Source organism: Paenibacillus castaneae (assembly GCF_002884445.1).
GTDB classification, from domain to species: Bacteria; Bacillota; Bacilli; order Paenibacillales; family Paenibacillaceae; genus Pristimantibacillus; species Pristimantibacillus castaneae.
This window is the reverse complement of record NZ_KZ614144.1, coordinates 2,318,216-2,331,636: the sequence shown is the minus strand read 5'-3', so window position 1 is coordinate 2,331,636 and position 13,421 is coordinate 2,318,216. Positions and strand designations below refer to the sequence as shown.

General features: G+C 46.2%; 13 protein-coding genes. 2 read left to right on the top strand and 11 right to left on the bottom strand.

The window, feature by feature from the left end:
• Window positions 1-23 precede the first annotated feature (23 nt).
• Complete coding sequence (gene glgA, locus CEF13_RS09905) at window positions 24-1,448, bottom strand: glycogen synthase GlgA (protein WP_102710524.1); 1,425 nt, start codon at window positions 1,446-1,448, stop codon at window positions 24-26.
• Between the two features lie 12 nt (window positions 1,449-1,460).
• Window positions 1,461-3,383, bottom strand: a complete 1,923-nt coding sequence (gene glgB / locus CEF13_RS09900; protein ID WP_244917150.1) for a 1,4-alpha-glucan branching protein GlgB — start codon at window positions 3,381-3,383, stop codon at window positions 1,461-1,463.
• Between the two features lie 183 nt (window positions 3,384-3,566).
• Between glgB and CEF13_RS09895 the strand changes: the two genes are divergently transcribed.
• Entirely contained in the window at window positions 3,567-4,790 is a 1,224-nt protein-coding gene (locus tag CEF13_RS09895) for a sugar phosphate nucleotidyltransferase (RefSeq protein WP_243864570.1), read from the top strand.
• A 76-nt stretch (window positions 4,791-4,866) separates the two neighbouring features.
• Here CEF13_RS09895 and CEF13_RS09890 read toward each other — a convergent pair whose 3' ends face one another.
• From CEF13_RS09890 to CEF13_RS09870, 5 genes are all read right to left on the bottom strand, one after another.
• A complete protein-coding gene (locus tag CEF13_RS09890) occupies window positions 4,867-5,310 on the bottom strand; it encodes a YtxH domain-containing protein (protein ID WP_102710522.1) in 444 nt (147 codons plus the stop codon).
• Window positions 5,311-5,359: 49 nt separating this feature from the next.
• Window positions 5,360-5,839 (bottom strand): DUF948 domain-containing protein, encoded by a 480-nt coding sequence (locus tag CEF13_RS09885; protein ID WP_102710521.1) that lies wholly within the window; start codon window positions 5,837-5,839, stop codon window positions 5,360-5,362.
• Between the two features lie 232 nt (window positions 5,840-6,071).
• Window positions 6,072-6,737 (bottom strand): helix-turn-helix transcriptional regulator, encoded by a 666-nt coding sequence (locus tag CEF13_RS09880; protein WP_279588882.1) that lies wholly within the window; start codon window positions 6,735-6,737, stop codon window positions 6,072-6,074.
• 86 nt (window positions 6,738-6,823) lie between these two features.
• A complete protein-coding gene (locus CEF13_RS09875; RefSeq protein WP_102710520.1) occupies window positions 6,824-7,243 on the bottom strand; it encodes a DUF86 domain-containing protein in 420 nt (139 codons plus the stop codon).
• A gap of 151 nt (window positions 7,244-7,394) precedes the next feature.
• Entirely contained in the window at window positions 7,395-7,682 is a 288-nt protein-coding gene (locus CEF13_RS09870; protein ID WP_102710519.1) for a Dabb family protein, read from the bottom strand.
• A 106-nt stretch (window positions 7,683-7,788) separates the two neighbouring features.
• Here CEF13_RS09870 and CEF13_RS09865 point away from each other — a divergent pair, with 106 nt between their 5' ends.
• Entirely contained in the window at window positions 7,789-8,055 is a 267-nt protein-coding gene (locus CEF13_RS09865; RefSeq protein ID WP_102710518.1) for a hypothetical protein, read from the top strand.
• Window positions 8,056-8,119: 64 nt separating this feature from the next.
• Here CEF13_RS09865 and CEF13_RS09860 read toward each other — a convergent pair whose 3' ends face one another.
• From CEF13_RS09860 to CEF13_RS09845, 4 genes are all read right to left on the bottom strand, one after another.
• Window positions 8,120-8,512 carry a cupredoxin domain-containing protein gene (locus tag CEF13_RS09860; RefSeq protein WP_102710517.1) on the bottom strand — a complete coding sequence of 131 codons (393 nt, stop codon included), beginning with the start codon at window positions 8,510-8,512 and terminating at the stop codon, window positions 8,120-8,122.
• 135 nt (window positions 8,513-8,647) lie between these two features.
• Complete coding sequence (locus CEF13_RS09855) at window positions 8,648-9,049, bottom strand: YhjD family protein (protein WP_102710516.1); 402 nt, start codon at window positions 9,047-9,049, stop codon at window positions 8,648-8,650.
• A 693-nt stretch (window positions 9,050-9,742) separates the two neighbouring features.
• Window positions 9,743-11,623: an ABC transporter ATP-binding protein gene (locus CEF13_RS09850; protein WP_102710515.1), complete on the bottom strand. Its 1,881-nt coding sequence runs from the start codon at window positions 11,621-11,623 to the stop codon at window positions 9,743-9,745.
• Window positions 11,620-13,347, bottom strand: a complete 1,728-nt coding sequence (locus tag CEF13_RS09845) for an ABC transporter ATP-binding protein (RefSeq protein ID WP_102710514.1) — start codon at window positions 13,345-13,347, stop codon at window positions 11,620-11,622. The genes CEF13_RS09850 and CEF13_RS09845 overlap by 4 nt, the downstream gene beginning before the upstream one ends.
• Window positions 13,348-13,421 lie beyond the last annotated feature (74 nt).

Below are 13,421 nucleotides of genomic sequence, written 5' to 3'. Positions count from 1 at the left end.
ACCTGTCATTGGTAATCGTACAATTAAAGCCCTCTATAAAGCTCTTCATACTGCTGCGCCGATTGCCCCCAGCTGTAATCTCCCTTAAGTGCCTTCTCGACCAATCGATTCCGATGAATAGGATCGGACCAAATGCGAAGAGCACGCCGCACAGTGTACAGCATATCGTGGCTGTTGAACGATGCGAATGAGAATCCATTTCCTTCTCCTGTCATCTCGTTGTAGCTATGTACGGTGTCCTTTAAGCCGCCAACCTCTCGAACAATCGGAATGCTGCCATAACGCAGTGCGAGAAGCTGGCTAATGCCGCAGGGCTCGAATAAGGAAGGCATCAGGAATAAATCGGAAGCTGCGTAAATACGGCGGGCCAAGCCCTCGTCAAAGCCGATCCAGCTAATAAGCTTGTTCCTGAAACGCCCTTCTGCTTCGCGGAAAGCATGCTCCAAGTGCGGATCACCCGACCCTAGCAGCACCACCTGCACATTGTCCGTCAGCAGCAGTTCATCCAATTTCTCAAGCACCAGCTGCAGCCCTTTCTGCTCCACCATCCGGCCAATCATACCGATTAACGGTATACTCGCATCTACTGGAAGCCCAAGCTCTTCTTGAAGTGCGGTTTTGTTCTGCTCCTTCTTCTCCATGCTCGTTTTGTAACGGACGGCAAGGTGCGAATCCGATTCTGGATTGTAGGAGTGAGCGTCGATTCCATTGACAATGCCGATAAGTCGGTCTCCCTTATTACGCAGAGCTCCGTCCAAAGCGTAACCAAACTCCGGAGTGCGGATTTCATCCGCATAGGATGGACTTACGGTCGTCACCCGATCCGCTAATTGAATGCCTGCCTTCATAAAGCTTACTTGACCATAAAATTCAACGCCATCTGGAGTAAACAACCATTCAGGTAAACCGAATAAATCACCTAAAACCTCGTAGGGATAATTGCCTTGATATTGCAAATTGTGAATCGTATAAACGGTTTTGATTCGCGAATAATTTTCTTGATTCCAATAATGATGCTTTAGAAGCGCTGGTATCATGCCTGTATGCCAGTCATGACAGTGAAGGATTTCCGGGTAGAACGAAACAGCTGACAGAGCCTCTAATACAGCTCGGCACAAAAAAGCAAACCGCTCTCCATCATCCTCGTAGCCGTATGCTGCGCTTCTACTGAAATACTGTTCATTATCAACAAAATAATAGGTAATGCCATCAAGCTTCAATTCCTTCACTCCGCAGTATGCGTTTCTCCAGCCAACAGGTACGCTTATTTCTGCGACTAATTTCATCTTTTCCTTATATAACTGAGGAATGGCTGAATAATTCGGCATAATGACCCGGACGTCCAGCCCTTTGTCGGATAGTGCTCTAGGCAATGAACCAACTACATCCGCAAGTCCTCCCGTTTTGAGGAAGGGTACGGATTCCGCGGCTGCGAACAGTACTTTCATCATGTCCACTCCTTATTTCTTCTTCAATCGGGATTTCTTCTCACGCTTCAAAATCATGACAGACAATGGCGGAAGCGCAAGCTCAATGCTATGTCGTTTGCCATGCCACGGCTTGCGCTCGGAATCTATTGCACTGCCTTCCTCCAACCGGCTCGCTTCATACCCAAATCCGCCGAATTGCGGATCATCGCTATTGAGCAGTATTCGGTAGCTGCCCTCGCTAGGCACTCCAATCCGATAAGCGCGGTGTGCATGCTCATGGAAATTGCATATAACAATCAACGCGTCCGTGCTTGCTTTCGCTTTCCGGCGGTAGACAATGACGCTTTGACGGGTGTCAGCGTGATCCACCCACTCAAAGCCGGTATGCACATGATCAAGCTGCCACAGCGCTTTTTCATTCAGATAGAGATGATTGAGCTTCTTCGTATATTGCTGCATGTCACGATGCTTCTCGTAGCCAAGCACCATCCAATCGAGCTGCTCCAGGTCCTTCCACTCATCGAATTGACCGAATTCTCCTCCCATAAACAGCAGCTTCTTGCCGGGATGAGTGATCATATAGCCGTACAGCAGCCTAAGCCCTGCAAATTTCTGCTCGTAGCTGCCCGGCATTTTATTCAGAAGCGACTTCTTCCCGTGCACGACCTCATCATGGGAAAGGGGCAGCAGATGGTTCTCTTGAAAGGCATACCAGATCGGGAAGGTAAGTAGATTATGATGGTGCTTCCTCTCATTAAACGGACGTTCCACATAGGCTAGCGTGTCGTTCATCCAGCCCATATTCCATTTATAATTAAAGCCAAGTCCGCCCAGGTCCGCTGGCGCAGTAACACCTGGAAATGCATGAGACTCTTCTGCCATCATAAGCGCATGCGGATAATGCAGAAATACTGTTTTGTTGAGCTCTCTTAGGAAATCGATTGCCTCCAGGTTTTCTCTGCCGCCATAACGATTAGGACGCCATGCGCCTGCCGGCTTGTCGAAATCATGATAAAGCATGCTCGATACCGCATCCACTCGCAAACCGTCAATATGATATTTGTCCATCCAGAATAGTGCACTGGAAATAAGGAAGCTGCGCACCTCCGGCTTGCTGTAATCGAATGCAAGCGTGCCCCATATTGGCTTCTCGGCGATAAGCGGATCCTCATGCTCGAACACAGCCGAGCCGTCGAATCTCCTCAAACCATGGGCATCCTTAGTGAAATGACCGGGCACCCAGTCCAAGATCACTCCAATTCCTCTCTGGTGGCAGCGGTCAACGAACAGCATAAACTGCTCTGGCGTGCCATATCGGCTCGTTGCGGCGAAGTAGCCGGTAGCTTGATAGCCCCATGAGCGGTCATAAGGATGCTCAGTAATAGGCAGCAATTCAATATGCGTATAGCCCATCTCGGATACATAATCAACGAGATCCTCGGATAATTGCTCATACGTGGCAAGCTCTCCGTCCGGTCTATTTTTCCATGTGCCTAAATGGACCTCATATATATTCATAGGACGGCTATAGGGCTCGTGCCTTTTCCGCATCCATTCCGCATCATTCCAGCTATAGCCATCGAGTGATTTCACAATCGAAGCCGTTTGCGGTCTAACCTCAGAATAGAATCCGTAAGGATCCGCCTTCAACAATTTTTCTCCATTTCGTGAAATAATCTCATATTTATACAAATCGCCCTCTTGCAGATCATCTACTATACCTGTCCACAAGTCAGTTTGTTCTATTCTATGTAAAGCGTGACGCTCTCCGTTCCATCCATTCCTGTCAGAGGCTATGCGTACCTCTAATGCATGAGGCGCCCATACTGTAAACCGAACACCGACTGCATATCCATCCCGTACAACATGCGCTCCCATCTTACGATAGCTGTAAGGCCAGCTTCCTTCTTTAAATTGTCTGATCTCTTGTGAACTGAGTTCGAGTGCATCCAATGCCAATATAATCCCTCGCTTCAAGCTGCAAATTGATGAAATTTAATGAAATGCCCAAAGTATCTATTAACCATAAAATAGAGATTTGACACATCGTTTCAAACTTCAGTTTCAAGGTTAATGAACATGTACAAAGAACATGACACAATAATCCGCATATGGCGGATAGGAGGCGTATTTATTTTGAAAAACAATAATACTGAATGTGTTGCGATGCTGCTTGCTGGTGGTGAAGGGCGTCGATTGTCTCCGCTCACAGGCCAAATGGCTAAACCCGTCGTACCTTTTGGAGACCAATACCGCATGATCGATTTCCCTTTAAATAACTGTGTAAATTCTAACATAAATAAAATTGGCGTACTTACACAATATTGCGCGGACAGCATTCATAGCTACATTAATGAGGATCAGCCTTCGCTGCTCAAATCAAGTACGACATGCGATATTACGATGCTCCCCTCTTCCAATAAATGCAAAGATGGATATGCAGGAACAGCAGATGCCATTTATCAAAATATGGATTATATCGATCGGCATGCCCCCGAGCATGTGCTCATATTATCGGGGGACCATATTTATCAAATGGACTATCGTCCGATGCTGAAATTCCATCAAGAAAGCGGCGCATCGGCGACAATTGCCGTTAAAAAAGTAGCATGGCGCGAAGCCAGCCGTTTCGGCATTCTGAATACGGACGATCAATACAGAGTAAGCTCTTTCGTGGAGAAGCCAGCAAAACCACAAAGCAATTTAGCTTCTATGGGTATCTACTTATTCCGCTGGAAGGAACTCAAAAAATATTTGATAGCAGATGCCGCCAACCCGAGTTCTACCCATGACTTTGGCAAGGATATCATCCCTGCCATTCTTTCGTCCAAAGCCAATATGGCTGCTTATCCATACGAAGGCTACTGGCGCGATGTCGGTACGATTGATAGCTTATGGGAAGCGAATATGGATCTGCTAGATGGCGAGTTTAAGTTGAAAGTAAGTGAAGGAAGCAAAGATGCAGTGAAAAGAACTGCATTGAATCATTATGAGAGTCCATATACTGACATTGTCGAATCCATTCTTCATTCTGCAAGCAGCGTGGAGGCGCAGGTCGTACGCTCCATTGTGTGCTCGGGTGTAACCGTTGGCAGAAACAGTGAGATTCTCGAGAGTGTTATTATGCCTGGTGCTCGTATTGGCCGAAATGTTACCATTCATCGCGCCATTATCGGTGAAGGTGCTGTTATTGGGGATGGAGCGTATATAGGCCGATTGGATGATGAAATATGTGTAGTCGGTCCAGGAGAAGTGGTTGCCGCCAGCTCCAAATCGATGAACGATTATAATCTGGAGCCGTTAAGCAGTATACTAAGCATAGCCTCAGATCATGAGCATAGCAATAGCAATATCGGATAAATAAAATAAGAAAAAAGCTTCGCGCTGTGAGTTTAGCAACTCCATTCGCGAAGCCTTTTGGCATGTATAGGTAATGCTAATTGTTAACAGAGGTTGAAATCTCCTTTGTCACTGCAGCTTCTGTTTCACCTGCTTCAACTGAATTCACGGTACTTGCTTGTGCCTCATTGTCCTCGATCGAAACCGCAATAAGCGCTGTAGAATCCGATAACGACTCTGCTTCATCCGTACCCTTACTCCGATTTCTCACACTGCATGCGACCTGAGCTGCAGCCTGTTTGGTTTTATCAACAATTTGTATGGCATGACCGCCAATTTGCTTGGCAATACGGCCAGTCGTGTCACTTACCTGAGAAGCAACCTCAACCGTTTTCTCACCAACCTTCTGGGCTCCTGCTGAAATATCGCTGCGCAGCTCTTTGCCTGCCTTTGGTGCCAGCAACAGAGCAGTGATCGAACCAATAACACCTCCAGCTAAAGCACCTAGCAAAAATCCTTTTGTTTGTTTACTTGTTGACATCCTATTCGCTCCCTTCGTTCATCATGTGCCCTTCGTCTCTGCCCCTTGATTAGGATTCCGATTCATTCGCGGTGGACTGAGCATTATTGTTGGCAGGCGCCGCTGCCTTTCGGCTAGTTTGCCACAGCTGCCACGCAGCCATTCCTAGCTCCGCCCATCCAAGTACTTCTCCGACTTGACGCTTTGTTTCATGACGATTCGCATGAACCTCTGCTGATTCCGACAATACAGCCGTTACCCGTTCGACAGTCGAAGTCGTATGTGCAATTGCTCCTCCGACCTGACCAGCCGCTTCGAACAGCTTGCTCACCGATTCCAGCTGTTGGTGTGCCGCACGTATCGCTTCCTCCGTGGGCTGAATAAGCCCACTCAGCTCGGATGCCAGCTTATGCATATCCAGCTGCATCTCTGCTGCTGCTGCTTGCACATGTCCAAGTCGGATAATCGCTGACCGCAGTGCAATTAGTATGCCTGCAACTAAGACGACAAATGCACCGGCAGCGATTGCCGCACTCCATGATATAACCATGCCCGCTTCCCTCCTCTTCCATCAATGGCAAGGCAAAACGTATGCTCATCTAGACGAATGCCCATTTGCTTAATGACAGTATAAGCAGCATGGGCTCGTCTTGACACAACCTAATCGAAATCGGTTATTCCATTACGATTAGGTTCCTATATCCAGATCGAAATAAAAAAAGTTGCCCAGGCAGATATTTAGGTCTGCTTAGACAACTCTATATATAATTCCAACTACTCATTTATCCAATTTGATAGCTGCATTTGCCGCCGCCCTTAGCTAAACATTCCGTACGTTCAACTGGAACCTCAAGCAAGGCTTTGAACAAAGACAACTCACATCTGCACGCTTGCTGATATTTGCCAGCAACCTGCGTAATGGGACAATTATATTCATACAACACGAAGCCGCCGTCACTTTGTGCTTCTACTTCAACCATATATCCGCCTGCGTTCTGGATGGACGCCAGCTCAGAAACCTTTTCTTCCAAGCTCTTGCCAACCATTCTTGGGGCATAGCGTTCTATGAGCTTCTTCTTGCGCCCTTCAAACATTCGGTCAATAAGTTCGGCAGTATCGGGATCATCAGCCAGCTCATCGAGGAGGTCCAATGTAAGTAAATGATAGTTTTTGGGAAACAACTCATCCGCCTCAGCCGTTAGCTCGTATGCATGAAGCGGTCGGCCCATGGCCTGCCGAACAGATACGATGCTGACACTTCCTTCGCGCTCTAACACATACATATGTCTACGTATAGCCATTTCCGTTAAATCAAGCTCACTGGACAAATCGCTTGCACTCATTCTTCCGACCGTCTTCAACAGCATTAATATTCGCTCGCGTGTTGAGCTGTCGCCTTGCAAATGTGCCGTAACAGTACCTGTACGCACCGTTCCACTCCGCTTCAATCCTTCACCACCCCTACAGGCTTGATAGCGTCATTGTAACGTATTTTTACATTTTCGTAAATTAACAAACTTTTCATTCGTACACATTATAGTTCGCGATCCAAATAGTTCTCAACCTCCTGCTTAAAGGCAGGCAAGAGTACGGAAAGCGTCCTTGTTAGCGGGTGGAGCTCACTTCTTGGCCAAGCATAATAGTCCTGTACAAGGGGCTTCCGCAGCTTGACAAGCTCTGTAAGCGTCCCAAGCATGTCCGCTGGAAATGCGTCTGCCTCAGCCGTAATTTCAATAATGTCCTCATAGCTGCTCGCATCTCTTAGTATAAAACCATCGATAAGGTAGCTCCCGACGTCGGTCACCGTTTCAATCGACAAATGGAGTGCTCTTTCCTGAGCAAGCCCTTCCAGCATACTACCCTGCCAATTCGCTGCAAGTGTATCCAGCACTGCTGCAATTTCAGGCAATGTCTCCAGCCTTACCGCTATTTGTTCACGATTCACATAATACATCAATCATTCGCCTGCTTTCAGCGTTTCTTTTTGTTTTTCGCTTTGATCTTCAACCATGCTACCATAATAATGCTGCTAATGATAATAACTAGCAAATAAGTAAACATTTCATATACATCTCTCATGTCTGCCATAATTCGTTACCTGCCTCTCAGCTTTCGAAGTCGATGGAGACAGAAGCTTCACGGACCTGGAGCATATGCTCAATTACTTTTTTATGAACAGGATGCACTTGATATATATCCAATGCTTCCATCGATTCAAATTTCGTAATAAGTGCGATGTCGTAAGAACGCTCCGAATGCAAAATATCGATACCGACTTCAATTGATTTCAGCACCTCAATTTTGCCTTCCATATCCCTTAATACTTGCGCCGTGCGTTCAACATTTTCTGCGTGGTTATCCTTTAATTTAAAAAACACGATATGAGTAATCATTCGTAATTCCTCCTCAGATTTCATCGCATGACTTTCTTCCTTTTGTCACATAATACCCTAAGCAGTCTCATTACGGCAATCGTTAACGTAAAGGGGTCGGTTCGTTATGCGCTATCCAGTAACCATTGCAGCTACAATTATTGGACTTGCAATCAGCTTATTTAATTACACGGGCTATGACCCGCACAACTTCATTTTCTTTATGCTAAGCATTCCCGCGTGGGTTGTTGATTTGTTTGTTGATGTGCATGAGGTAAGCGTCATGCTTATGTATGTGCTTACGGTCATTACTTGGGGACTGCTCGGATTCGCAGCCGATGTAATTATCGCGCGCGAAAGAGAACTTAATCCTAAACGCAGGTCAGCAAGTTAACGGTTTTTCCAACAAAAAGGAGCCTTTCGGCTCCTTTCGCATTTTCAGAGGATGTTTAGCCGCATTACGCCGCTTCAACAACCAGCTTCGATTTCATTGTTGGATGCCCTTGTCCACATGGGATAGAACAATAAATTTCATATTCACCTGGCTCAGTAAACTCCAGATCCGTTTCCGGATGGTCGTTGTCAAGAGCAACGTTCAGCGCATCAATATGAGCGCCGTGAATACCCAATTTATTCTCAAGCTTAAGCTTTACTTTGTCACCGACCTTAACGGTGTACACTTCTTCATTAAACTTGAAATCACTTGTTGTTGCTACAAGCTTCACTAGCACTGTGCCTTCTGGCAACGAAGCAGACTCGTCAACAGGCTTCTCAGGTAAGGCAAATGCGAGCAAATATACACCTAGCAACGATGCAGCAGTAAATAAAGTAAACATAATCCACTTGTGCATAGCTTCATACTCCCCCTTGCGATCATAATGTCTACCTCTTATATTACCTAAGATCGTCCGATGTTCTCAACCTTAAACTACAGAAAGAGGAAAATTTTTTTTGTTATTTTGACAAAACCATGAACATTTCCGTATTTAGCTGGACAAATACTGTTTCATCACTCGTTCGGACTCCGCTTTCACAAACCCCCACAGCATAAAAAAACGATGGTGGTAGCCTCGGCATACGTATGCGGCATGTAATCCGTCCGTTTCCCGCTTCTCTTCATACACCTTAATGCCCGTTTCACGAAAGTTTCTTTTGATGGCCGCGAGATCAAGCAGCACGCGATCTTGAATTCCTCGTAGCATCGATTCATAAAAACGTGGCAGCTTGATCGTCGACGTACCAATCACACGAATATCATGATCCAAAATACGCATTACAATACCAAGCAGCACATAATGCTTCACCCGTTCCAGCTCCTCCTCTGTCTGTATCGGCGGATGCGAAGCCGTCCTTACTCTTACGCGAGCCAATTCCTCATTACTCGCCATTGCCACCCCTCCACACAAGAACGTATGTTCTTATTATAGCGAGGAAAAGTTATTTCATGCAAGGGAAATTACGTGCTGTTAAATTTTACTTGTTCGTACCCTCATTCTTATTCTTCAGCACTTCGATTATTTTGCGCAGCCGCTCCGGCAACGGCAAACCGATTCGCCCATAGAGATATTGAAGGTTGTCCCCAGCGCAGCTAAGGAACTGGTAGTATTCTACGAAATAGGCAGCTGATTAGATTAAAATGTAAATAATGAGAAGAAACAGGAAACTTTCCGGTTAAGGTCGTAACAATTAAATGGATATCATACAGCTAACTTTGCTATTGAGACTTGTGTCCAAGGTCTACCTGTAAAATCTGCATCTAATTCGGTGATTATCCATATAATTCGGGGTTCAGCACGAGATTAACTGCAGCTTTTCCATTTAAATAAACCAAAAAAGCATTTGAGGGTAAAATTAGCTGTAGCTTTTGCAGTTAGCTAGGTTAGCTAGGTTAGCTAGGTTAGCTAGGTTAGCTAGTGCATGCATTATTGCATGCTTTTTCCCAAGTCAGATCGTAACTATTCGCTCCCCGTAAAACCGAGTACTGAATATAATGAAGGGGGATGTCCCTCAAGTAGATTATCTACTTGAGGAACATCCCCTGTTTCCATAAAGATTATAAGCGAAGCTCCTTCACTCCAGCATCAAGCGACCGAGTCTGGCTCATCGGAAAACTGACTATTATATAAATCTGCGTAGAAGCCTCCGGCAGCAAGCAATTCCTCGTGGCTGCCTTTCTCGATTACATCACCATGATTCATAACGAGAATCATATCGGCATCCTTAATCGTAGACAGTCTGTGAGCAATCACAAAGCTTGTTCGTCCTTCCATCAATTTGCTCATTGCTTTCTGTATTTGTGCTTCTGTCCGCGTGTCGACGCTGCTTGTCGCCTCATCCAGAATAAGAATGGCAGGATCGGCAAGAATGGCGCGCGCAATCGTAAGCAGCTGTTTCTGCCCTTGTGAAATGTTCGAAGCTTCTTCATTCAGAATGGTAGCATAGCCTTCGGGAAGCGTTCGTATAAAATGGTCCGCATGCGCTGCTTGCGCAGCCTCGATAATATCCGCTTCGCTTGCTCCCTCGCGTCCGTATGCAATATTATCTCGGATTGTGCCGTTGAACAGCCAAGTGTCCTGCAGCACCATGCCGAACAGCATACGCAAATCACCTCTGCGCAAATCTGTAATATTGACTCCGTCTATTGTAATACTGCCCTCTCTAATCTCATAGAAGCGCATTAACAAATTGACAAGAGTCGTCTTCCCTGCGCCCGTAGGTCCTACAATGGCGACCATTTGTCCCTGCTTTACATCAATATTCATGTCTGTTATAAGCGTGACGTCCTCCTTATAGCCGAACTTCACATGTTGGAACTGGACATTGCCCTGAGGCGATGCTAGTACAGCCGCATCCCTTGCGCTTGGTTCCTCAGATTCTTCTTTCTCGTCGAGCAGCTCGAATACTCGCTCTGCTGATGCGATCGTTGACTGAATAATATTCGCTATATTCGCTGTCTGCGTCAGCGGCTGCGAGAATTGCCGCGCGTATTGAATGAATGCTTGAATATCACCAATCTTGATCGCATGTCGAGTGACGAGAATACCGCCGACAACGCTAATCAGCACATAACCAATATTTCCGATGAATCCCATCAAGGGCATCATTATGCCAGTAATGAATTGCGCCTTGCGTCCGGAATGATAAAGCCGATCATTAATTTCGTCAAACGCATCAACCGATTTACGCTCATGCCCAAACGCTTTAATGATTTTGTGGCCTGTATACATTTCCTCAACATGGCCGTTCAGCTTCCCAAGCTCAGCTTGCTGCGACTTGAAGTAGCCCTGCGACCTTGACGCTATCGCCTTGATTACAACAAAACTAAGCGGCAGTGTAACTAACAGAATAACGGTCAATAGAGGGCTAATCGTCAGCATCATAATGATCACTCCGACCAGCGTAACAATAGAAGTAATAAGCTGTGTTAAGCTTTGCTGCAGCGTATTGCTAATGTTATCAACATCATTAACGGTTCTGCTCAATATTTCACCGTGTGTGCGAGAATCGAAAAATGACAGCGGCAGCCGTGCCAGCTTATGATTCACCTGATTGCGAAGCTCGTAGACCGTATTTTGAGCTACACCTGCCATGACGTATTGCTGCACATAATTAAATAGCGAGCTAAGCAAATACAATCCAATCAGAATAAACACAATGCGCATAATAGCATCAAAATTGATGCCGCTGCCTACAATGCCTTCATAAATTTCCGTCGTCGCGTTCCCCATCAGCTTGGGACTGACGATCGAGAACACCGTACTTAATACGGCCATCAACAGCACAATGATCAGCTTCATCCGATACGGCTTTAAATAAGCCAACAAGCGTCGAAGCGTTCCTTTGAAATCCTTTGCCTTCTGCACAGGCATCCCGAGCGCACCCATCGGCCCGCCGCCAGGAGGACCGAAGCCGGGTCTTGGACCCATGCCCTGCGGCCTTTTATCATGTGGACGCTCACTCATGCGATCTCCTCCTCAGACAGCTGTGACGATACAATTTCACGATAGACGCTGCAGGATTGCATTAATTCACTATGAGTGCCCATACCCGCAATCTCGCCTTCATCAAGCACGATGATTTTATCGGCATGAATAACTGTGCTGACGCGCTGCGCCACGATAATGACTGCTGATTGCTTCGTCTCTTCCTTCAAAGCCGCCCGCAATAATGCATCCGTCTTCAAATCAAGTGCGGAGAAGCTATCGTCAAAAATATAAATATCTGCTTGTCGCACAAGTGCTCGAGCGATCGACAGCCGCTGCTTCTGGCCGCCGGACACATTCGTCCCGCCCTGAGCGATGATCGATTGATAACCATCCAGCATCTCAGAAATAAACGAAGCAGCCTGCGCGACTTCTGCCGCATGGCTGATCTCCTCCTCCGTGGCATCTTCCTTGCCATATCGGATATTTTCACTGATTGTGCCTGTAAATAATACCGCCTGCTGCGGCACATAGCCGATCTTCTCCCTCAAGCTTTGCTGCGATAGGTTCCTTACATCTACGTCATTAATAAGCACGCTTCCAGACTGAATATCATAGAACCTTGGAATAAGATTGACGAGAGTCGATTTCCCGGAGCCAGTTCCACCAATAATCGCAGTTGTTTCACCATTCATAGCCGTAAACGAAATAGCTGACAATGCCGGCTTCTCCGCACCCGGATAACTAAAAGTAACTTCGCGAAACTCAACAAAGCCGCTTCCCGCTGCCAGCCCGCTAGTCTCCTCCGCATCCACAATATCCGGCTTCATCTCAATCACCTCATTAATACGAACAGCTGATACAGATGCACGAGGCACCATAATGAACATCATGGCTACCATTATAAGCGAAAACAGAATCTGCATTGCATATTGAAGAAAAGCCATTAAATCGCCAATTTGCATATCCTCATTACCGATACGAATGCTGCCGAACCATAAAATGGCTACACTCGATAAATTCAAAATAAGCATCATTATCGGCATCATAAATGCCATTACTTTGTTAACCTTAATAGCGGTTTGGGTCAAATCCTTATTCGTCGCATCGAAGCGGCGTTGTTCAAAGCCGGTTCGATTGAAGGAGCGAATGACACGAATGCCCGTTAAGTTCTCGCGAAGCACCAAATTAAGCTTATCCACCTTAATCTGCATCGCTTTGAACAACACGACACCCTTCGACCCGATAAAAATAATCGTCGCAGCGAGTACTGGAATAACAACGACGAAAACCAGCGACAGCGTAGCATCCTTAGAAACGGCCATAATAATGCCGCCAATGCACATCATAGGTGCCATTACCATCATTCGAAGCATCATGATAAGCACCTGCTGCACCTGTGTTACATCATTAGTCGTACGCGTTATGAGCGATGCTGTTCCGATCTTATCAAATTCGTTCAGGGAGAAATGCTCTACATGATTAAAAAGCTTCCTGCGAATCCGTTTGCCGAAGCCTGCTGCAATGGTCGAGGAGTAATAGCTTGCGGCTATTGAGAACACCACGCTCGCAGCGGTAATTAGCAGCATCAGCCCGCCGATCTTTACAATGTAGTTCGTATCGCCTTTACCAATTCCGATGTTCACGATGTCCGCCATCAGCGTTGGTAGATAAAGCTCAGATAATGATTGCAAAAACACAAGTAAAAATACAAAAGCGATCATTATCCAGTACGTTCTTAGGTCACGAAACAGTTTTAACAGATGCCATCATCTCCGCTCATCTTTCATTGGTTACCTACTTATTCTACCACAGGGAATTTATGTGATTCAAAGGG

Excerpts from the sequence above, each read along its gene's own strand:
- CEF13_RS09860 (WP_102710517.1), bottom strand. The coding sequence starts at position 8,512 with ATGCACAAGTGGATTATGTTTACTTTATTTACTGCTGCATCGTTGCTA.
- CEF13_RS09865 (WP_102710518.1), top strand. The coding sequence starts at position 7,789 with ATGCGCTATCCAGTAACCATTGCAGCTACAATTATTGGACTTGCAATC.
- CEF13_RS09870 (WP_102710519.1), bottom strand. The coding sequence starts at position 7,682 with ATGATTACTCATATCGTGTTTTTTAAATTAAAGGATAACCACGCAGAA.
- CEF13_RS09850 (WP_102710515.1), bottom strand. The coding sequence starts at position 11,623 with ATGAGTGAGCGTCCACATGATAAAAGGCCGCAGGGCATGGGTCCAAGA.
- CEF13_RS09890 (WP_102710522.1), bottom strand. The coding sequence starts at position 5,310 with ATGTCAACAAGTAAACAAACAAAAGGATTTTTGCTAGGTGCTTTAGCT.
- CEF13_RS09855 (WP_102710516.1), bottom strand. The coding sequence starts at position 9,049 with ATGGCGAGTAATGAGGAATTGGCTCGCGTAAGAGTAAGGACGGCTTCG.
- glgA (WP_102710524.1), bottom strand. The coding sequence starts at position 1,448 with ATGAAAGTACTGTTCGCAGCCGCGGAATCCGTACCCTTCCTCAAAACG.
- CEF13_RS09875 (WP_102710520.1), bottom strand. The coding sequence starts at position 7,243 with ATGTATTATGTGAATCGTGAACAAATAGCGGTAAGGCTGGAGACATTG.
- CEF13_RS09885 (WP_102710521.1), bottom strand. The coding sequence starts at position 5,839 with ATGGTTATATCATGGAGTGCGGCAATCGCTGCCGGTGCATTTGTCGTC.